Genomic DNA, 19,849 nt, shown 5'->3' with positions numbered 1-19,849 from the left:
CAACCGGGCGGTGGCCACCCGCTTTGACAAGCTCGCGGTCCGCTTCGAGGCCACCGTGCTGATTGCCGCGATCGGCGAATGGCTGTGACCCGGCAGAGCGGCCGCTTTCGCATGCCATGCTGACCGCGACCAGGTTGAGCGGGGCGAGAGGGAGAGCGTAGATGGGGGCTCAGTACTACGGCGCCGACAGTGAAAACGGAGACCGCATCGACGATCCGTCCGAGGACGCGCTGTTCATGATGATCAGTGATCTGAACGACTCCGACAACTCCTTCGTCGTGATCCAGCCCGATGAGGATGCCCCTGTTTGGTTCGCCTCGGTGGCTGTGCTGGGCGAAGGCGGATACGAGGTCGTCCGCCGCGACAGCACCCGAAACGAGCACCAGGTCACCACCTCGAGCAACATCAACGACATCGCCCGCGACCTCACCGTCTGGATGGCCGCCCGCCACTTCCCCGGACGGCCAACCAGGCACATCACCGACTTCTAAAACACGCCCTAGCCGCGAGAACCACGGGGCGGCGTCACGACCGGAAGGCGAGTTCACCCGGCGACGAAGGCTTCCGAAAAAGCGACCCCGCTGCGGCCAGGAAAAGACGAAGGGCGGCCGAGGCGGCGCTGGGCCGACTCGACCGCCCTTCGGCGATCTGTTCCGCGCGGTCGGCGCGGAACGGGGGTGGAGGTGGCGGGAATCGAACCCGCGTCCTTCAACTCCAAGACAGGGCTTCTCCGGGTGCAGCCTGCTGTGCTTTTCTCAGCCCCGGCAATCACGCAGGCAAGTCGCCGACGGGCTCAGCCACTGTAAGATTTCCCGATCTTCCCCGTGGCCGGGTCGATCGGTTGAGCCTCCTAGCGATGCCGGATCCGGGCCGGAGGCGCTCCCGGGCCGGCAGAAGTCACTCGCTGCTTAGGCGGCGAGTGCCAGGTTGCCCTGGCTGACTTCGGAGTGCGTCTTATTGGCACTTGTTGGTCGCGGTCACAGTGTTAACGAGGTTATGTCCGCAGTCCTCGACCCGCTTCACCTGGCTTGAAAAGCCAAAGTCGAAACCAGTCACCCCCTGTTGAGTTTTCAACGCGACCCCGTGGGGTCGAGCCATCCGAAGATACCTCCTACAACACGGCCGACGCGAATCGAATTCCCGCGCGGCGCCTGCGTGAACCAGCGGAGCCCCGAACGCCGAAACCCCGGGGACACCCGCGAATCGCGAGCGTCCCCGGGGTTGACCGGCAGGGTCGAGCCGGTCCTGACGGCAGGGCTTCCCCCGAGATGAGGCCCTGTCCCATCATTGCGACCGGGTCCGCAACCCCCCAAGCGGAGCCCGGTCACTTAGAAGGACGCAAACAAGACACCCCATGGTTGCTCAGGGTGAAAAAAACAGTGCGGAACGTCACAACCCCGCGTGAAGCCCCTGGAAGAACCTCCCCGCGACGGCCGCCCCGGCCGTGGCGTCCGAGCTCTGCGTCAGCACCGCGACGGCGACGTCCCCCTGCCACCCCACGAACCAGGCGAGCGGCCTGCGTTTCTGCGAGGCGACGGCGGTGATGCCGTGGACGGGGTCGCCGGGTGCCGCGGCGGCACGCGCGGAGCCCACCGTCACTCCACTGCGCATGAAGGTGCGGAGGGTCTCGACCGTCTTGTCGTCCAGCTTGACCGGGTCCGGCGCCTTGGACGGCTTGGCGTCGGGTGTGGAGTCGGCGACCTCGGGCTCGGTGACCAGGACCGGCGGGCGCCAGGTGCCCGAGGAGACGGCTCCCGCGACCAGCGCCATGGACAGCGGGCTGACCAGGACGTTCTGCCCGGCGATCGCCTTGGCCGTGGCCGCGTCGTTCTTCAGCGGTTTCATGGAGCCGCTGAACGACCTCAGCGGGAGCGTCCACGGCGCCCCGATGCCGAACTTCGCGGCGTCGGCCGCCAGCTCCGCGCCGTCGATCCTGCGGGCCAGCGCGGCGAGCGCGGTCACGCAGCCGGTGGCGAAGTTGGCCTGGATGCTCGGCGAGCTCCCCGCGGGCGCGCCCTCCTGGTGGAACGCGGCCCCCCCGACGGACCTGTCGGCCGGGCAGGCCATCTTCTGCTTGGGGTCGATCTTCGCCTTGAGCATGCCCCCGACGGTCATGATCGAGAAGGCGGTCCCCGCGGGGAACCTCCCCGCGAGGGCATGCTTCTCCTGGTCGTACTGCTCGGTGCTGGACACCGCCAGGATGTCGCCGGTCGAGGCCTGGACCGCGACCAGCATGCCGGGAGCCCCGCCGCCGAGCAGCGCGCTGTCGGCCGCCTTCTGGTGGGAACGGTCGAGCGTGGTCTGCACGGACGAGGTGGAGCGGTCGGGCCGCCACTTCTTGAGCTCGGTCACCTTGAGCGTCTTGAGATCGACGATGATCACACGTGTGTCGGTCGAACCGGTCAGATGCTCCTGGTACGCCTTCTGCAGACCGGCCCTGCCGACCGTGTCCCCGGCCCGCTGCGGGCCGCCGAGCTGCTGCTCGCTCTCCGGGGTGACCGCGGTGACGGTGCCGACGATCTGGGTGGGCGAGGCGGGGGCGACCGCCTGCTCCTGCGCGGAGAGGGTGATCCCGGGGATCGCCTCCAGCTGCGCGCGCAACTGCCCGAACTTCGTACGGCCGAAGGTGACCAGGGGGACCTGGAGGTTGGGCGGCGCGGAGCGGATCCGGCTCAGCAGGCGGTCCTGGGGAAAGCCTGTGATCTTGGAGAGTTTCGCGCAGAGCTCGTCCGCCTGACCGCTCTTCAGGGTGGCCGGGACCACACTCGCCACGTGCAGGACGGCCTTCTCCTGCAGCGGGTCACCGTTGCGGTCGAGGATCGGCTGACGCCCCTCGGGGGTGACCTTCACGGCGAACCGCTCCCCCTCGCGCAGCTGGGGGTGCAGGACGCTGGGCGACCAGCGCACCTTCCACCGGCCGTCGACCAGGTGGAGCGGCAGCACGCCCTCGTACTCCCACAGGGGGTTGTTCTCCCCCAGGTCGACCTCGGCGTCGAAGTCGGCCTCGACCTCGTCCGCCGCGCGCCGCATGCTCGTGACGTCGAAACGGAACGAGGCCGCGTCGAGCTGGAGCTTGGCGTCCTCCAGCGCCCGGCTCACCACCTTCTCGTCGCCGTCCGTGCGCCTGGCCGCGGCGGCGTAGTCGCCCGTCTGCCAGCCGATCAGGAAGTCGCGCACCGCCTCGTGAGCCGAGGGCTCCTCGAAGCACGCGGACAACATGGGAGTCGTCACCGCCAGCGCGAGCGCCGCGGCGGTGGCTCGCCGGGCCTTGCCCCTCACGATCACCTGTTCCTGTGCCTGAGCGCGCGCGCCATCTCCCGCTTGGCCTGGTTCTCGGCCAGCGTCTGCCGCTTGTCCCAGTCTTTCTTTCCCTTGGCGAGGCCGATCTCTATCTTGGCCCTGCCGTCCTTGAAGTAGATGGCGAGCGGCACCAGGGTGAGCCCGCCCTCCTTGGTCTTGGAGACCAGCTTGTCGATCTCCTTGCGGTGGAGCAGGAGCTTGCGGGTTCGGCGCGCGGCGTGGTTGGTCCAGGTCCCCATGGTGTATTCGGGAATGTGGACGTTGATCAGCCAGGCCTCGCCGTCCTTGATGACGGCGTACCCGTCGAGGAGGGAGGCACGGCCGAGCCGCAGCGACTTGACCTCCGTGCCCTGGAGCACGAGGCCGGCCTCGTAGGTGTCCTCGATGTGGTAGTCGTGCCAGGCACGCTTGTTCTGAGCGATTACCTTCCGCCCGGTCTCACGTGGCATGTCTGGAGCCTACCGGTGACCGGAGTGTCGAGCCGCGCCCGCGAGCGCGGGCGAGGCCCGGAGCGAGGTGCGGACGCGCCGCGCCCGCGGGGCGTACGAGGACACCGGAGCGTCACACCCGCAGGTAGCGGCGGAGCGTGACGAAGGACGCCAGAACACAGATGAGCACGCCGAAGATCATGGTGATACTGATCACCGAGGCGACCGTCTCCCAGGACAGCTGGCTGTTGGGAGAGAGGTAGAGCTGCACCCCGTCGAAGAGGAAGACCTTGCTGATGATCAGCAGTATCGCGGCCATCACACCGCCGATCAGACCGGCGATGACGCCCTCCATCACGAAGGGCAGCTGGATGTAGAGGTTGGAGGCCCCCACCAGCCGCATGATGCCGGTCTCACGCCTGCGGTTGTACGCCGAGAGCCGCACGGTGTTGCCGATCAGCAGCGTGGCCGCGAAGACCAGGATGATCGCCACCACCAGGGCCGCCCAGCGGAGCTTCTCCAGCAGCCCGAAGAACTTCTCCAGCAGCTCCCGCTGGTTCACCACGTTGGAGACCCCGGGGGCGCCCTTGACCGCCTCGATCACCGCCGCGTAGGCGTCGGGGTCCTTGAGCTTGACCCGCAGCGACTCGGGCATGTCCTCGACCTGGATGGCGGAGAGCAGCACGGTGTTGTTGGCGTTCTGTGCCCGGAAGTTCTTGTAGGCCTGGGCCGCGTCCTCCACGTCGACCTTCTCGACCTGGGGCATGGCCTCGATGTCCCCCTTCAGCGCGGCCCGCTCCTGGGCGTTCACGCCACCGCTGCCCTTGCACTGCGGGAAGGGGTCGTCCTTCTTGCACAGGAAGACCGAGACCTCGACCTTGTCCGCCCAGAAGTCCTTCATGCTGGAGATCTGGGAGTTGATCATCAGACCGACGCCCAGCAACGCCATGCCGATCGCCACGGTCACGATGACCGCGATGGTCATCGTGAGGTTGCGGCGGAGGCCGATCCAGACCTCGGAGAAGATGAAGTTTGCCCGCATGCTCTTCCTGTCGCTCTATCCGGTCCTGGTGTCAGTACGCCTGGCCGTACACGCCTCGCGACTGGTCACGGACGATCTTGCCGTCCTCCAGTTCCACCACCCGCTTGCGCATGGAGTCGACGATGGCCGCGTCGTGCGTGGCCATGACGACCGTGGTGCCGGTCCGGTTGATCCGGTCGAGCACCTTCATGATGCCGATGCTCGTCGCGGGGTCGATGTTTCCGGTCGGCTCGTCGGCCAGCAGGATCATCGGCCGGTTGACGAACGCGCGGGCCATCGCGACCCGCTGCTGCTCGCCACCGGACAACTCGTCGGGCATCCGGTGTGCCTTGCCCTCAAGGCCGACGAGCTCGACGACCTCCGGGACCACCTTACGGATGAAACGCCGGGGCTTGCCGATGACCTCCAGGGCGAACGCGACGTTCTCGTACACGTTCTTGTTCGGGAGCAGCCGGAAGTCCTGGAAGACACATCCGATCCGGCGGCGCAGGTGTGGAATCTTGAAGTTGGACAGTCGGGCGAGGTCCTTGCCGGCCACGTGGATCGCGCCCGAGTTCGGGCGCTCCTCCTTCAGGACCAGGCGGAGAAAGGTCGACTTCCCGGACCCCGAGGGGCCGACGAGGAACACGAACTCGCCCTTGTCGACATCGACGCTGACGTGGTCCAGCGCGGGCCGGTTCTGGTTCGCGTAGACCTTGGTGACATTATCAAAATGGATCACGGGCGCATCACGGCATGCCAGTCTAGGGGTTAGGACGGTCGCAGGAGTGGCAGAGGGCCACTTCCGCCTCTCGCCGGCCGGGGGGCGCCGGTCTTTGCTCTCGATCGACGTTCCGGTTGGCCGGAGCCCAGTCTAGGGGGAAGACTGACATGGAAAGCCCATAACGGAAACAAAACGATTCGGCGCCCGGTAACGACCGCATAAAGTAGTTCTGACCTCGACGAGGGAGGACATCATGAGCTGTGAAGACCTGGTCTGCGCGGGGTGCGCCCACCCCGTGGCCGAAGGCCGCTGCCCCCGCTGCCGCGCGTATCGCGAGCGGATGCACCAGCACACCTTCGGGGGCATGACCCCCGCACTCCTGTCGCTGGTGCTGATCGCGCTCTTCTTCCTCACCCTGGCCCTGAAGCACCTCAGCGGCGCCTGACACGCCCTTCCGAGGCGGTTTTCCCGTCTCGCGTGGAAAACCCGCCTCACGGGCGCTCAGCGGCGCCCGTGAGTGAGGACTCCGACATGCCCGGGGCCGGAACACGGTCTTTCCGCCGGCTCCCGGGGAGTTCCCGCGGGCATTCATCCTTCGGAAACGAGGGCCCCGGATGTCGGCGAGCAGCCGTTCCCGCTCGTCCATTCCCCGGGACGAGGGTTTCCGCCCGTGTCCGGCTCCCAGGGACGGGAGAAGGACGTCCTAGTCGTCGGCGCCCGACTCCTGGCGGCGGGTCCAGCGGATCTCGGCCTCGATGAAGCCGTCCAGGTCGCCGTCGAGCACCCCGCCCGGGTTGCCGTCCTCGGCGCCCGTCCGCAGGTCCTTCACGATCTGGTACGGGTGGAGCACGTAGTTACGGATCTGGGTGCCCCACGACGTGGTCGACTCGCCCCGGATCTCGTTCAGCGCCGCCTTCTCCTCCTGACGCTTGCGCTCCAGCAGCTTGGCCTGCAGGACCGCCATCGCGGTCGCCTTGTTCTGCAGCTGCGAGCGCTCGTTCTGGCAGGAGACCACGATGCCCGTGGGCAGGTGGGTGAGGCGGACCGCGGAGTCGGTCGTGTTGACGCCCTGGCCGCCGGGACCCGAGGAGCGGTAGACGTCGACGCGCAGGTCGTCCTCGTTGATGTCGATGTGGTCGGTCGTCTCGACGACCGGCACCACGTCGACGCCCGCGAACGAGGTCTGCCTGCGCCCCTGGTTGTCGAACGGGCTGATGCGGACCAGCCGGTGGGTGCCGTGCTCGCCGCGCAGCGTGCCGTACGCGTAGGGGGCCTTGACGGTGAAGGTCGTCGACTTGATGCCCGCCTCCTCCGCGTAGGAGGTCTCGTAGATGTCGGTCGGGTAGCCCTTGCGCTCGGCCCACCGTAGGTACATCCGCTGGAGCATCTGGGCCCAGTCGGCCGCGTCCACACCGCCCGCCTGTGACTGGATCGTGACGACCGCCTCGCGGGCGTCGTACTCCCCGGACAGGAGGGTGCGGACCTCCAGGGCGCCGATGTCGCCCCGCAGGGACTCCAGCTCGCGGTCGGCCTCCTCCCGCGTGTCGTCGTCTCCCTCGTCGGCGGCGAGTTCGTACAGGACGGAGAGGTCGTCCAGCCGCTGCTCCAGCGACTCGATCCTGTTGATCTCGCCCTGGAGATAGGAGAGCCTGCTGGTGACCTTCTGCGCGCGTTCCTGGTCGTTCCACAGGTCGGGGGCGGCGGCCTGATCCTCCAGCTCCTCGATCTGCTTGCGCATCGCGCCAAGGTCGAGCACGTCCTGGATGCTGTTCAGCGTCCCGGTAAGCTCGTTGATCTGTTCTGCCGGATCGATGAGTGCCACGTCTGTAAAGGGTACGCGACCTCCGAACCCCATCGTGTACGGCAGGCTCCCCCACCATGGCTAGCATGGCCCGCATCGGGGAGTATCGGGAGGTGTACGTGCGCGAAAACGGGCGACGGGGTGTGCTCGCACTCGCGCTGGCGTTGATCACCGCGACCGCGGCGTGTTCGGGTTCCGGCGACGGCCGGCCCGAGCGGAGCCCTTCGGCCGACGCCGTCACGCCGACCGCCCGCCCCACGGCCACCCCCTCGCCGCCCCCGGTCACGCTCGCCGAGGCGAAGAGGGCTCTCGCGGGCGTCGTGGGCGCCGACGGGGTGCTGGGAGCGGCGACGCCGCACCTGGACGCCGACCGCAGGCTCATGCTGGAGCAGACCCGCGACGGGCAGGAGGCCCTCACCATCGCGGCCTTCAGCGGCTCCGCCGAGGACATTCCCCACTACACGTGGGGCACTCCCCGGCTGCTCGTCCCGCGCAACCAGCAGGGTCCGCTCTGGTTCGCCGCGTTCGTGGACCGCGAGGAGTCCTCGGGCGAGGTGCGCACCGCCGTGCTCACCCTGATGCGGCAGGGCGGTGAGGACTGGCGGGTCAGCTCGACCTCCCTGCTCGACGAGGGCGTCCGGCCCCCGGAGGTCGTCACGGACACCGAGGGGTACGCGACGGCGCTGGGCGAGGAGGACGCGACGGTGGCGATCAGCCCGCGCCTGATGGCCCCGCTGCACGCGACCTCGGCGGAGGAGGGCGAGCGGGGGTTCGCGACGGGGCTGATCGAGGAGGGCCCGCACACCACGGGGCTCGCCGACGAGATCACCAGGAGGCGCGCGGAGGAGAAGAACAACTGCCTGGGCTACGACTCGATCTTCGCGGCGAGCGACTACCCGGTTCACGCGCTGCGCACCGCCGACGGCGGCGCTCTCGTCCTGTACTCCCTCATCAGGACGACGACGCGGTCGATCAAGGTCACCCCGTGCGGGTCGGACACCCGTATCCCGCCCGAGGCCAGGAAGCTGACGAAGGAGCGGTTCATCCTCAAGGAGCTGCGCACGGTGGAGACGCAGCTGTACGTGAGCACGGTCCCGGCCAAGGACAGCGGCCACGCGGCCAAGGTGATCGGCTATCTCGGCGGTCTCACCAAGGTCATCGTGAGCTAGGTTCTCCCTTCCCGCGCGAGCCGTGCGAGGTTCACCGAGTTCGTACGGAGCCCGCGGGCCCGGACCGGCCGCGCACCGGCCCGTGCCGCGGGAAACCGGACCCGTCATACCGGGCGACGCGCCTACCGTGTGGCGCGCCGCCTGACCGGACCCCGATGAAAGGAGGCCCGGCCGGGCGTCGGGCGGGTCAGGCGCCGGTGTGCGGGAGGTTGATGGTGGCCACCAGCGTGCGGATCGCGCGCAGTGCCACCGAGAGGGTCGCGAGGTCGAAGTTGTCGCTCTCCCAGATCTCCGACAGGGTCTGCCGCGCCCGCGAGACCGCCGCCGAGTTCGCCTCGGTCCAGCGTGCCAGCCGCTCCTCCGGCGACAGTCCGGGGGTGCTGTGCGTCAGGACGCCGTGGGTGAGCGCGGCGTGCGCGGCGTAGAGGTCGTCACGGAGTGCGGCCCGCGCCATGGAGTTCCAGCGGCTGTCCCTGGGCAGCGCGACGACACGCTCGCGCAGCCTGGAGAGCTGGAGCCGGTCGGCGAGGTCGAAGTAGACCTCGGCGACGTCGTGCACGGGACGGCCGGTGCGTGCGGCCACCTCGACCAGGTCGAACGTGGAGTAGGCGGGCACCATCGCCGCGACGCGCTCGGCCAGCTCGGCCGGGACGCCCCGGGAGACGAAGCCGTCGCGCCGCTCCTCGAACGCGGACAGGTCGACCCCGGTCAGCAGCTTGGGCAGGTGCGGCAGCAGGCCGTTCATCCCCTTGGCGAAGAAGCCGACGGTGGAGGCGAGGTCCAGCGGCGGGCGCCGGTTGCCCAGCAACCAGCGGGTGCCCCGCTCGACGAGCTTGCGGGCCTCCAGCTCCATCGCGATCTGGGTGGGGGTGTCGACCTTGTTGTCCAGCTCCTCGATCTGGCGCCAGAGGTTGGGCATGTCGAAGACCTCGCGCGTGACCAGGTAGGCGCGGGCGATGTCGGGGGTGGACGCGCCGCTCTCCTCGCCGATGCGGAACAGGAAGGTGGTCCCGCTGGAGTTGACCAGGTCGTTCACCACCCCGGTGGTGATGATCTCCCTGCGCAGCGGGTGGGTGTCCATGTAGGTGCGGATCCCTGCGTCGCGCAGCGCGGAGGGGAAGTAGGACACCAGCCAGGAGGCGAGGTAGGGGTCGTCGGGCAGGTCGGAGGCGAGGATCTCGGCGTCGGTCACCAGCTTGGTGTAGGCGAGCAGCACCGAGAACTCCGGCGCGGTCAGCCCGAGCCTGGCCTGACGCCGCTCGGCGAGCATCTTGTCCGACGGCAGGAACTCCAGCTCCCGGTTGAGCAGCCCGGCCCGCTCCAGCCTGCGCAGCTGGCGCGAGTGGACGTGCAGCATGTCGGGGGCCTGCTCGCGGGCGGCGGCGAGCACCACGTTCTGGTCGTAGTTGTCGCGCAGGACGAGCTCGGCCACCTCGTCGGTCATGTCGAGGAAGAGCTGGTTGCGCTGTTTGTCGGTGAGCTCCCCGTCGCGGACGGCCCGGTCCAGCAGGATCTTGATGTTGACCTCGTGGTCGGAGGTGTCCACCCCGGCGGAGTTGTCGATGAAGTCGGTGTTGACCAGGCCGCCGTTGAGCGCGAACTCTATCCGGGCGAGCTGGGTGAAGCCCAGGTTGCCGCCCTCGCCGATCACCTTGCACCGCAGCTCGCCGGCGGTGACCCGCAGGCCGTCGTTGGCCTTGTCGCCGACGTCGGCGTTGGACTCGCTCGACGCCCTGACGTAGGTGCCGATGCCGCCGTTCCACAGCAGGTCGACCGGGGCCCGCAGGATGGCGCTGATCAGGTCGGCCGGGGCGAGCGACGTCACGTCGGCGTCGATGCCGAGCGCGGCGCGCGTCTGCGCGGAGACGGGGATCGACTTGGCCGTACGGGGCCAGACCCCGCCTCCCGCGGAGATGAGCGAGGCGTCGTAGTCCTCCCAGGAGCTGCGGGGCAGCGCGAAGAGCCGGGCGCGCTCGGCGTAGCTCACCGCGACGTCGGGCCGGGGGTCGACGAAGATGTGCCGGTGGTCGAACGCGGCGACCAGCCGGATGTGCCGGGAGAGCAGCATGCCGTTGCCGAACACGTCACCGGACATGTCGCCGATTCCGGCGACGGTGAAGTCGGTGTTCTGGATGTCGACGCCGGTGGTGCGGAAGTGGTACTTGACCGACTCCCAGGCGCCCCTCGCGGTGATGCCCATCGCCTTGTGGTCGTAGCCGATCGAGCCGCCGGAGGCGAAGGCGTCGCCCAGCCAGAAGCCGTACTCCTTGGCCACCGCGTTGGCGATGTCGGAGAACGTCGCGGTGCCCTTGTCGGCGGCGACCACCAGGTAGGTGTCGTCGCCGTCGTGCCTGACGACGTCGGCGGGCGGGACCACCTCGCCGTCGACGAGGTTGTCGGTGAGGTCGAGCAGGCCGGAGATGAACATCCGGTAGCAGGCGATGCCCTCGACCAGGGTGTCCTCCCGCAACCCCGACTTCGGCGGATTTTTCACGACGAAGCCACCCTTGGAGCCGGTGGGGACGATGACGGTGTTTTTCACCATCTGCGCCTTCACCAGCCCGAGCACCTCCGTACGGAAGTCCTCCATCCGGTCCGACCAGCGCAGCCCGCCCCGCGCGACCTTGCCGAAGCGCAGGTGCACGCCCTCGACCCTGGGCGAGTAGACGAACACCTCGTACGCGGGCCGGGGCAGCGGCAGCACGCTGATCGACGGCGAGTCGAGCTTCAGGCTGATGTACGGCTTGCGCTCGCCGTCGACCCGCTGGAAGTAGTTGGTCCGCAGGGTGGCCCCGATCATCTCCAGGTAGGCCCGCAGGATCCGGTCCTCGTCCAGCGAGGCCACGTCGTCCAAGGCCGCGAGGATCTCCTCGCGCAGCGCCTCGGACAGGTCGGAGCGGACCTCGGCCGGGCGCCGCGGGTTCAGCCTCGACTCGAACAGGCGCACCAGCAGCCGGGCGAGCCGCACGTTGCCCGTCAGCACCCGCTCGATGTACTCCTGGCTGAACGCGGTGCCCGCCTGGCGCAGATACCTGGCGTACACGCGCAGGATCTCGACCTGTTCCCAGGTGAGCCCGGCGGCCAGGACGAGGCCGTTGAACCCGTCGTTCTCCACCCGCCCTGCCCATAACGCGCCGAACGCGTCCTGGAAGAGCCGCTTGAACTCATCCCTGTCGACCTCGGGCGAGGGCGTGTAGCGCAGGCCGAAGTCGTAGATCCAGGCGTCCTTGGTCGCCGGGTCCCCGTCGCGGTCGACCTCGTACGGCCGTTCGTCGACCACCTCCACGCCCATCCGCTGGAGCAGCGGCAGCACGTGCGAGAGGTAGACCGGCGCGCCGAGGCGGTAGAGCTTGAAGCGGCGCTCGCCCTCCGTCGCGTCGTGCGGCTCGTAGAGGTTCATCTCGATCTCGTCCGAGGAGGCGGCGAGATCCTCCAGGCGGCGCAGGTCGGCGACCGCCATCCGGGCCGGGAAGTCGGCCTTGTAGCCCTCGGGGAACGCCTGGACGTAGCGGCGGACGAGCTTGGAAACCTCGCCCTCGGGGCACAGCTCGGTGATCGCGGAGGCCAGGTCGTCCTCCCAGGACCTGGTGGCCGCGGCGAGCCTCGCCTCCAGCTCCTCGACGTTCACCGTGTCGACGCGCAGCGGCCTGCCACGCTCACCGCGCACGACCACGTGCAGCCTGGCGAGTGCCGACTCTCCGATCATCGCGCTGTAGTCGAAGGTGGTGGCGCCGAGCGTCCTGAGCAGGATGTCCTGCAGCTTGATACGGATCTTGGTGGTGTAGCGGTCGCGCGGCAGGTAGACCAGGCACGAGACGTAGCGGCCGTAGTCGTCCGGGCGCAGGAAGACCTTGACCTGTTTGCGCTCGCGGAGCCTGAGCACGCCGAGGGCGATCGGCAGCAGCTGCTCCACCGAGGTCTGGAAGAGCTCGTCCCTGGGGAAGGTCTCCAGGATCTCGATGAGATCCTTGCCGTCGTGGCTGTCGGCGGTCAGCCCGGCGAGCACGAGCACCTCGGCCAGCTTGCGCCGGAGCACCGGGACGCGCGAGATCGACTCGCTGTAGGCCACGTGGGTGAAGAGGCCGAGGAAGCGCCGCTCGCCGACGACCTCGCCCGAGGCGTCGAAGAGCTTGACGCCCACGTAGTCGAGGTAGGCGGAGCGGTGGACGGTGGCGCGGCTGTTGGCCTTGGTGACGATCAGCATCTGCTGCTTCTCGCGGGCCTTGGCGCGCAGGTCGGGCGGGAGCGCGGCGAAGCTGCCCGAGTCTGCGCTGTCGCCGCGGAGGATGCCCAGCCCCGTCCCGGGAATCGGGTGCAGCCTGTCGCCCTCCTCGCCCTCCTCCAGGCGGTACTCGCGGTAGCCGAGGAAGGTGAAGTGCCCGTCGGCGAGCCAGCGCAGCAGCTCCAGGCTGTCCTCCACCCCCGCCGGGTCGAGGGGCGGCGGGTTGACGGAGACGTCCTCGGCGGTCCGCAAGGCGAGCGCCCGCATCTTGGCGAAGTCCTCGACGGCGCCGCGCACGTCCTCCAGGACGCGCTGCAGGTCGGTCTCGATCGCCTTGAGCGCGGCCTCGTCGTTCTGCCTGTCGATCTCGAAGTGCATCCAGGACTCGGCGAGCACCTGCCCGGTGACGTTCTCCTCGTCGCGGCCGAGCAGCTTGCCCGTCATGTCCCTGCGCACGCGCATCTGCGGGTGGACGACCAGATGGATGCCGACGCCGTGCCGGTTGAGCTCCATGGTCACCGAGTCGACGAGGAAGGGCATGTCGTCGGTGACGATCTCCACGACGGAGGACCCGCGGGCCCAGCCCTGCTCCTCGGGGGTGGGGGTGTAGGCGCGCACCAGGGCGCGGCCCTGGGGGCGTTGCTCGGCGAGCCGCCGCTGGACCATCGCCGGGCCGTACACGTCGACCAGGTCGCGGCCGAGCAGATCCTCGGGGGCGACATGCCGGTAGTAGAGCCGTAGGAAGGCGAGCGCCTCCTCCACGCTCACGTGATCACTGCTCGGTGTGCGCGCGCACGTCTCCGCGGCACTCCTCAGCAGCTCGTCCTTGGCCTCGTCGAGCGGCATGTCGCTCTCACTCCTTTGTGAGGGGTTCTGCATGGTTGGGTGAGACTCCAGGATGGAATCTCATAAGCTCCGCGGAAATGGTGCCCGGCGGAGAGAAAGTGATGTCGCCCGCGCCCTCGGGGATGCCATGTCCTCGCCGCCCTCGCCCTGCCGCCCGTTTCCGGCCACATTCAGCTCCCCGGCAGCGGGGGCACGAAACGCCCACCACGGGGTGATCGTCTCTTCACGGGTGATCGGGATCGCAGCCAGGCGCCACGGCTCGTCATGGGAACCGCGGTCTCTCGCCGCTGCCAACGGGGAACGGAAGGGCTCCTGGTCGGAGACGGCGGGTTCTCCCCACGAGGTGGCGGTGGGGCAATCATTCCACAGGGTCGCCTCGGAACGGCTACGGCGCAGCCGGGCGAGTCTGGCCTCGCCCCGGACGCCTCGCCCGGCGATCGGGGTCGACCGACCCGCGCTCCGCCCATCGGGCATGGCCCGCGGCACGACACCTCCAGTGGCCGTCTGTCCCGATCCTCGTTGACCGGGACGTACCACCGTTCCTGATATCACCCCAAAAGCAGCTAAACGTCAATGTGGCGTGCGGTCATCGTCCAGGGAATTGGAGCGGTCCCGCTTCACCGCATCGAGAAGTCCGGGAACCTCGGTGAGTTCCCGGAGCTCGACCTGGCACTCCTCGCAGGTCATGAGATGGCGTTGGAACGTCTCGTGATCCTCTTCGTCGAGCACCCCGAGCGCGTACGCCGCCACGTCATGATGCGGGGAGGGCAACATCAGCTCGCGACACCTCTCTCCTTCAAGACCTTTCGGAGAGCCCGGATCCCGTAGTAGAGCCGGGACTTGACCGTACCCGGCGGTATCCCGAGGATTTCCGCCGCCTCGTTAATCGTACGGTCCCGCAGGTAAGTGTGCTCGATGACTTCGCGGTGTTCTGGGGACAGTTCTCGCAGCGCCTCGGCGACGACCATCGCCTCCAGCGCGCGATCGGCCCCGTCGGGAACGGGCACGGCGTTCGCGTCGGCGGGTTCGACCTCCTGTGGTCGGGTGCCTCGTCTACGGCGCCCGTCGATGACGATACGACGGGCGACGGTCAGGAGCCAGGCCCACAGAAGACCGGGCTCTCGTTGCAACCTTCCTGCGTTACGCCAGGCACGGACGAGCGTCTCCTGGACGACGTCCTCTGCCCACTGCAGATCGTTACCGGTGGCCTTACGCACATGGCGGAGCAGGGGTACACCGAACTCCCGGTACAGATCTTCTACCAGGAGGACATCGGTGTCCGCGCTCTCGAACCGACTGTCGAGTTGACGCACGGGCACATCTTTACACCTTCGTTATCCGTCCCGTCTGCATCTCTGGCAACTCCAGTCATTTCTAACTATCTCATCACTTCTGCTGAACCACCCCGGGCAGCGCCGCGTACCTCCCACCAAGTGCGCCCGCATCGGCGGGCCCCGGGGAAAGGAAACGACATGGCGGTGCGGCACATCCCGTGGCCGGTCGGAACTGTCCTCCTCCTCACGCACCCGGCCCCTCACGGGCCGGGCGGCACGTTCGTCACCGCGCCGGGCGCCGAGAAGGCCCCGGTGGCGGCCGGTATCTGAGAGCGGGGCCGGGCCATGTTCAGATCACTGTTCCGCCGCTTCAAGAACGGCGAACCCCTGCTGTTCGGGGTCTTCATCGCGGTCGCCGCCGTGGCGGTCGTCCTGATCACCCCTCCCGGCGGCGGTGCACTCGCCGATCAGAGCTGGGTCCAGACCCCTCAGGGCCCTCTGGGTCCGGCCGATCGCGACCTGCTGGTCAAGGTCCGCCTGGCCGGGCTCTGGGAGATTCCCAGCGGCCAGCAGGCCCAGCAGCGGGCGGCGAGCAAGCGGGTGAAGGAGGTCGGCATGCATCTGATGACCGACCACCTCAAGCTCGACGAGGAGGTCCGCGCCCTCGCGGCCAAACTGAACGTGCCGCTGCCCGACCAGGCCAACGCCGACCAGCAGTCCTGGATGGCGCAGCTGACGGCGGTGAAGGCGGGCGCCGAGTACGACCTCCTGTTCGCCCGGCTGCTGCGGCAGGCCCACGGAAAGGTCTTCGGGGTGGTCGCCGGCGTACGAGCCGGCACCCGCAACGACCTGGTCAGGACATTCGCCCAGCGGGCGGTCGAGGTGGTCATGAAGCACATGACCCTGCTGGAGAGCACCGGGCTGGTCGACTACTCGGACCTGCCCGAGCCTCCGATGCCCGCACCGCCGCCGCCCGCCTCCGCTCTCGACACACCTGTGAGGAGAGAAATCGCTTGAAGATCATGAAACGCTCGATGGCCTCCCTGTCGGCGCTGGTACTGGCCGCCGGCACGCTCACCACCGTCACGTTCACGGTGGCGGTCACGACCCCCGCCTACGGTGATCACTGCGACCCCGCCGAGCAACAGAACCAGAACCAGCAGAACCAGCGAAGTCAGCAGGACCAGGGGCAGCAGAACCAGAACCAGAACCAACAGGATCAGGGCCAGAACCAGAACCAGCCCGCGCAGGACGCTCCTCCGCAGGACCAGCCGGCCCAGGACCAACTTCCACAGGACGCTCCACCCCAGGACCAGCCCGCTCAGAACCAGCCCGCTCAAGACCAGCCGGCCCAGAACCAGCCCGCTCAGGATCAGCTCCCTCAGGACCAGCCCGCCGACGCGCCTCCCGCGGGTGGAAGCCTCATCCCGGCCTCCCCCACCGACCCCGCCACCCCCGACGAGTTCGCCGACCAGGAGGCACAGACCCTGGGCGGCGACGGTAACGACGGCAGCGACGCCAATGCCCGCCGCCGGCCGAACCAGGCGCCCACGCAGAACCCCGCCCAGCCCCCCGTCGACACTCCGCCGACCGACGCCCCGCCCGCGAACCCGGCACCCGATGAGACCTCCGCTCCCCCGCCCGGCGGCGAGGAGGCCGAGTGCGCCGACCTCGGGCCGTTCCCCGAGGACTTCATCGACATCCGGCGAGTCCCGCGCAACTTCCAGGACGTCCGGACCCGGCGCGGCGGCTCCGGCGGCGTCTTCACCTCCCGGTGCGGCACGAACAGGAACGGCCACCACAACTCCGACAACTTCATCGTGGCCCCCGGCGTGTCCAACGGCGCCCACCACATCCACGACTACGTCGGCAACCTGTCGACCGACGCCTTCTCCACGGACCAGTCACTGGCCGCCGCGGGCACCACGTGCGCGTTCAACGACCGCTCGACCTACTTCTGGCCGGTCCTTCGCGACCGTACGAGCGACGCCAACGCGAACGACCCGGACGGCAACGTCGGCACCATCATGCGGGCCCGCCAGGTGAGCCTGCAGTTCCGCGGGAACCCGGTCTCCAGGGTGAGCCCGATGCCGCGCTTCATCAGGATGCTCACCGGCGACGCCAAGGCCGCCACCAACGGCGGCGCGAACGCCCTCGCCAAGTGGACCTGCACCGGGTTCACCAACCGGATCACCACCAAGTACCCGCTCTGCCCGCGCGGCAGCCTGCTCGTCCGGATCCTGGACTTCCCCAGCTGCTGGGACGGCCAGAACAACGACAGCGCCAACCACCGCACGCACGTGGTGTTCCCCGACGCGAACGGCGCCTGCCCGTCCGGCACCAGGGCGATCCCGCAGCTGCGGATGAGCCTGTTCTACGCCACACCGCGCACCGCGTCCTTCGCGCTGGACGCCTTCCCCGAGCAACGGCACAACCCCGTCACCGACCACGCCGACTTCGCCAACGTGATGCCCGACCGGCTGATGAGGTTCGCGGTCGACTGCATCAACAGGAACCGTCGCTGCTGACGGAACCCCTCCCGGGACCGCCGCTCCCCGTCTCCGCGCCTCTTCCACACCCCGCGGAGACGGGGGGCGGCATCTCGCGATATCAGAGTCCATCCCCCTCGGACGCAGCCGTCGTCCGAGCCGCTTCGCAGACAGGAGCAACAGGTGGGTAACAGACGGACTCCGAGGCACACCCGGTCCGAGGCCGGGATCAGCCTCGACCAGAGGCCCGCCAGGATCGGCCTCGGTGTCACGATCACGGTCTCCGTGGTCGGCCTCCTGATGCTCGGGCGTACGGCGCCCGGCATGGAGGTGGCCGCCGCCGTCCGCGGCGTCTTCTCGTTCTTCTCCGGCGTGATCGCCCTCGTGTCGCTCACCGTGACCGTGGCGCTCGGCCTGCTCTCCGCCGACCGGATCGTGCTGCCCGTCCTGGGCAGGATCCGGTCGCAGCTCGCCCACCGGGCCACCGCCATGGCCGGCATGGGCTTCCTCGCCATCCACGTCACGATGAAGATCATCGAAAGCAGGACATCTCTTCCCTCCGTCGTGATCCCGCTCTCGGCGAGCGGCCAGGGCCTGTACGTCGGCTTCGGCGCCATCGCCTCCGACCTGATGATCCTCGTCTTCCTCACCGGGGTGGCCCGTGCCAGGTTCGCGGAGAACAGCAGGCCGTGGCTCTGGCGCATGCTGCACGGCTCCGCCTACCTGGCGTGGCCGATGGCGGTCCTGCACGGGCTGACCGCGGGCCGCGCGCCCGCCGAGTGGGTGACCTGGAGCTACGTGGTCTGCCTGGTCGCGGTGGGAGCCGCCCTGCTGATCCGGGTGATCTCCGAACTGCAGCCCAAGCCGATCTTCGTACCCGAGGAGGCACCGGTGGCGGTGCCCGCCGCGGTGCCGGCCGCAGCGCCGGTCGGGATGGAGACGACCTCGCCCACCAGCCTCACCCCGCCCACGAGCATCGTCGGCCGCATCCCGCGCATCGTCCGTGAGGAGCAGCCGGAGCTTCGCCGTATCGGAGATGTCGGATGATTCCCTACCGTGTCCCACCCGTTCGCCGGCTGGGGCCGGCCAGGCTGACCGCCGGACTCGACGACTGCCGCAGGATGGACCTCGCGGAACACCGCGACATGCACGGCACCGCGCCGAGCATGTCCGGTGAGGAGCTCGCGGCGCTCGCCGACGAGGTGGACATGCGCGGGCGCGGCGGGGCCGCGTTCCCCTTCGCCCGCAAGGTCCGCGCGGTTATGGACAAGAAGGCCGACAAGATCGTCCTGGTCAACGCGGCCGAGGGCGAGCCCGCGAGCAGCAAGGACACGATGCTGCTCACCAGGACCCCCCACCTGGTCATCGAGGGCGCGCTCCTCGCGGCGGACGCGATCGGCGCCAAGCAGGTCGTGATCGCGACCGTCGAGGGCGGCATGGGCCAGTCGTCCGTGGCCGCCGCGGTCGAGGAGCGGGGCATCAGTGACCGGGTCCGGGTGGTCGGCATCGTCGAGAGGTTCATCTCCGGCGAGGGCGGCGCCCTGGTCCGTTCGGTGAACGGCCAGGTCGGCGAGCCGCCCGGCCGCAAGGTGCGGGCCGTGGAGAGCGGCGTGAACGGGCTGCCCACCCTGCTGTCCAACGCCGAGACGTACGCCCAGCTCGCGGTCCTCGCCACCCTGGGCGCGGAACGGTACGCCGACGTCGGCACGGCACGCGAGCCGGGGACGGTCCTGCTCACCGTGGGCGGCTCGGCCAAGGCCCCCGCCGTGGTCGAGGTCGCGACCGGCACCCCGCTGTACGCGGTCCTGGACGCCTGCCAGGCCTCGACCGGCGACGGGGTGCTGGTCGGCGGCTACCACGGCGCGTGGCTGCACGCGGACGCCGCGGCCGTGGCGACCGTCTCCCGTCAGGGCATCGCGGAGGCGGGCGGCCAACTCGGCGCCGGGATCATCGTGCCGCTCGGCGGGGAGACCTGCCCGCTGGGCGAGACGGTCAGGGTCGCGAGATACCTCGCCGCCCAGTCGTCGGGGCAGTGCGGCCCCTGCCGCCTCGGCCTCCCGGACGTCGCGCAGTCGATGGCCGAGCTCGTGAACGGCTCCGCCTCCGCCCTGGACGAGTTGCGGAGCAGGTCCGCGAGCGTGAAGGGCAGGGGAGCGTGCTTCCACCCCGACGGAACGTCCAGGTTCGTACTGTCGGCGCTGGACGCCTTCCCCGAGGACATCGAGGAGCACCTGCTGCGCGGCGGCTGCGGGCGCCCGGTGCACGGTGTGCTCCCCCTGCCCCCGCAGGAGAACGAGCCGGAGGTGAAGCTCACCGTGGACTGGACCCGCTGCCAGGGCCACAGCCTGTGCGCGCAACTCGCCCCCGACCTCGTCCGCCTCGACGAGCACGGCTACCCGGTGTTCAGCCGCGACACCGTACCCGCCCAGTTCCGGCGGATGGCCCGCAGGGCCGTCGAGATGTGCCCGGCCCTCGCACTGCGCGTGGTTCAGGGGACGTGATGCGAACGTGATCAACCTGAAGGGCGGTGTGGCCGTCCTTATCAGGCAGGTGACACCGATTCTCGGGAGTAAGA

16 protein-coding genes and 1 other RNA gene are annotated in these 19,849 nt (G+C 69.2%); 8 read left to right on the top strand and 9 right to left on the bottom strand.

Annotated features, from left to right (window positions below; translation table 11 throughout):
• Positions 1-161 precede the first annotated feature (161 nt).
• The gene (locus AB0B96_RS36630) at positions 162-491 is read left to right on the top strand and encodes a hypothetical protein (RefSeq protein ID WP_362906307.1); all 330 of its coding nucleotides are present in this window, start codon (positions 162-164) and stop codon (positions 489-491) included.
• Positions 492-675: 184 nt separating this feature from the next.
• On the opposite strand, the gene ssrA is transcribed toward AB0B96_RS36630, so the two are convergent.
• The 5 genes from ssrA to ftsE all read right to left on the bottom strand — a co-directional run bounded on the left by ssrA (position 676) and on the right by ftsE (position 5,491).
• Positions 676-1,060, bottom strand: a transfer-messenger RNA (tmRNA) gene (gene ssrA / locus AB0B96_RS36625).
• Between the two features lie 329 nt (positions 1,061-1,389).
• Positions 1,390-3,279, bottom strand: a complete 1,890-nt coding sequence (locus tag AB0B96_RS36620; RefSeq protein ID WP_362906305.1) for a penicillin-binding transpeptidase domain-containing protein — start codon at positions 3,277-3,279, stop codon at positions 1,390-1,392.
• A 2-nt stretch (positions 3,280-3,281) separates the two neighbouring features.
• On the bottom strand, positions 3,282-3,749 hold the full coding sequence (gene smpB, locus AB0B96_RS36615) for an SsrA-binding protein SmpB (protein WP_344922291.1): 468 nt from the start codon (positions 3,747-3,749) through the stop codon (positions 3,282-3,284).
• 112 nt (positions 3,750-3,861) lie between these two features.
• A complete protein-coding gene (gene ftsX, locus AB0B96_RS36610) occupies positions 3,862-4,770 on the bottom strand; it encodes a permease-like cell division protein FtsX (RefSeq protein ID WP_350946531.1) in 909 nt (302 codons plus the stop codon).
• A 31-nt stretch (positions 4,771-4,801) separates the two neighbouring features.
• A complete protein-coding gene (ftsE, locus tag AB0B96_RS36605; protein WP_012888192.1) occupies positions 4,802-5,491 on the bottom strand; it encodes a cell division ATP-binding protein FtsE in 690 nt (229 codons plus the stop codon).
• Positions 5,492-5,726: 235 nt separating this feature from the next.
• Here ftsE and AB0B96_RS36600 point away from each other — a divergent pair, with 235 nt between their 5' ends.
• Positions 5,727-5,918 carry a hypothetical protein gene (locus AB0B96_RS36600; protein WP_362504082.1) on the top strand — a complete coding sequence of 64 codons (192 nt, stop codon included), beginning with the start codon at positions 5,727-5,729 and terminating at the stop codon, positions 5,916-5,918.
• A gap of 258 nt (positions 5,919-6,176) precedes the next feature.
• Here AB0B96_RS36600 and prfB read toward each other — a convergent pair whose 3' ends face one another.
• Positions 6,177-7,295 carry a peptide chain release factor 2 gene (prfB, locus tag AB0B96_RS36595; protein WP_350946529.1) on the bottom strand — a complete coding sequence of 373 codons (1,119 nt, stop codon included), beginning with the start codon at positions 7,293-7,295 and terminating at the stop codon, positions 6,177-6,179.
• Between the two features lie 65 nt (positions 7,296-7,360).
• Between prfB and AB0B96_RS36590 the strand changes: the two genes are divergently transcribed.
• The gene (locus AB0B96_RS36590; RefSeq protein WP_350946528.1) at positions 7,361-8,443 is read left to right on the top strand and encodes a hypothetical protein; all 1,083 of its coding nucleotides are present in this window, start codon (positions 7,361-7,363) and stop codon (positions 8,441-8,443) included.
• A gap of 187 nt (positions 8,444-8,630) precedes the next feature.
• Here the strand turns inward: AB0B96_RS36590 and AB0B96_RS36585 are convergent, their stop codons facing one another.
• From AB0B96_RS36585 to AB0B96_RS36575, 3 genes are all read right to left on the bottom strand, one after another.
• Positions 8,631-13,511 carry an NAD-glutamate dehydrogenase gene (locus AB0B96_RS36585; protein ID WP_362906303.1) on the bottom strand — a complete coding sequence of 1,627 codons (4,881 nt, stop codon included), beginning with the start codon at positions 13,509-13,511 and terminating at the stop codon, positions 8,631-8,633.
• A 570-nt stretch (positions 13,512-14,081) separates the two neighbouring features.
• Positions 14,082-14,261 (bottom strand): zf-HC2 domain-containing protein, encoded by a 180-nt coding sequence (locus AB0B96_RS36580; RefSeq protein ID WP_362906301.1) that lies wholly within the window; start codon positions 14,259-14,261, stop codon positions 14,082-14,084.
• Positions 14,262-14,284: 23 nt separating this feature from the next.
• Positions 14,285-14,830 carry a sigma-70 family RNA polymerase sigma factor gene (locus AB0B96_RS36575; protein ID WP_362906299.1) on the bottom strand — a complete coding sequence of 182 codons (546 nt, stop codon included), beginning with the start codon at positions 14,828-14,830 and terminating at the stop codon, positions 14,285-14,287.
• A 153-nt stretch (positions 14,831-14,983) separates the two neighbouring features.
• Between AB0B96_RS36575 and AB0B96_RS36570 the strand changes: the two genes are divergently transcribed.
• The 5 genes from AB0B96_RS36570 (at position 14,984) to AB0B96_RS36550 (ending at position 19,775) form a co-directional block, all read left to right on the top strand.
• Entirely contained in the window at positions 14,984-15,115 is a 132-nt protein-coding gene (locus AB0B96_RS36570; RefSeq protein WP_350946524.1) for a hypothetical protein, read from the top strand.
• Positions 15,116-15,130: 15 nt separating this feature from the next.
• Positions 15,131-15,802 carry a DUF4142 domain-containing protein gene (locus AB0B96_RS36565; RefSeq protein ID WP_350946523.1) on the top strand — a complete coding sequence of 224 codons (672 nt, stop codon included), beginning with the start codon at positions 15,131-15,133 and terminating at the stop codon, positions 15,800-15,802.
• A gap of 5 nt (positions 15,803-15,807) precedes the next feature.
• Entirely contained in the window at positions 15,808-17,313 is a 1,506-nt protein-coding gene (locus AB0B96_RS36560) for a DUF1996 domain-containing protein (RefSeq protein WP_362906316.1), read from the top strand.
• Between the two features lie 144 nt (positions 17,314-17,457).
• Positions 17,458-18,321: a hypothetical protein gene (locus tag AB0B96_RS36555; RefSeq protein ID WP_362906296.1), complete on the top strand. Its 864-nt coding sequence runs from the start codon at positions 17,458-17,460 to the stop codon at positions 18,319-18,321.
• The gene (locus AB0B96_RS36550; RefSeq protein WP_362906295.1) at positions 18,318-19,775 is read left to right on the top strand and encodes an NADH-ubiquinone oxidoreductase-F iron-sulfur binding region domain-containing protein; all 1,458 of its coding nucleotides are present in this window, start codon (positions 18,318-18,320) and stop codon (positions 19,773-19,775) included. Before AB0B96_RS36555 ends, AB0B96_RS36550 begins: the two co-directional genes overlap by 4 nt.
• Positions 19,776-19,849 lie beyond the last annotated feature (74 nt).

The sequence above is a fragment of the Streptosporangium sp. NPDC049046 genome (assembly GCF_040649155.1).
Classification (GTDB): domain Bacteria; phylum Actinomycetota; class Actinomycetes; order Streptosporangiales; family Streptosporangiaceae; genus Streptosporangium.
This window is presented reverse-complemented; position numbering and strand designations above follow the sequence as displayed.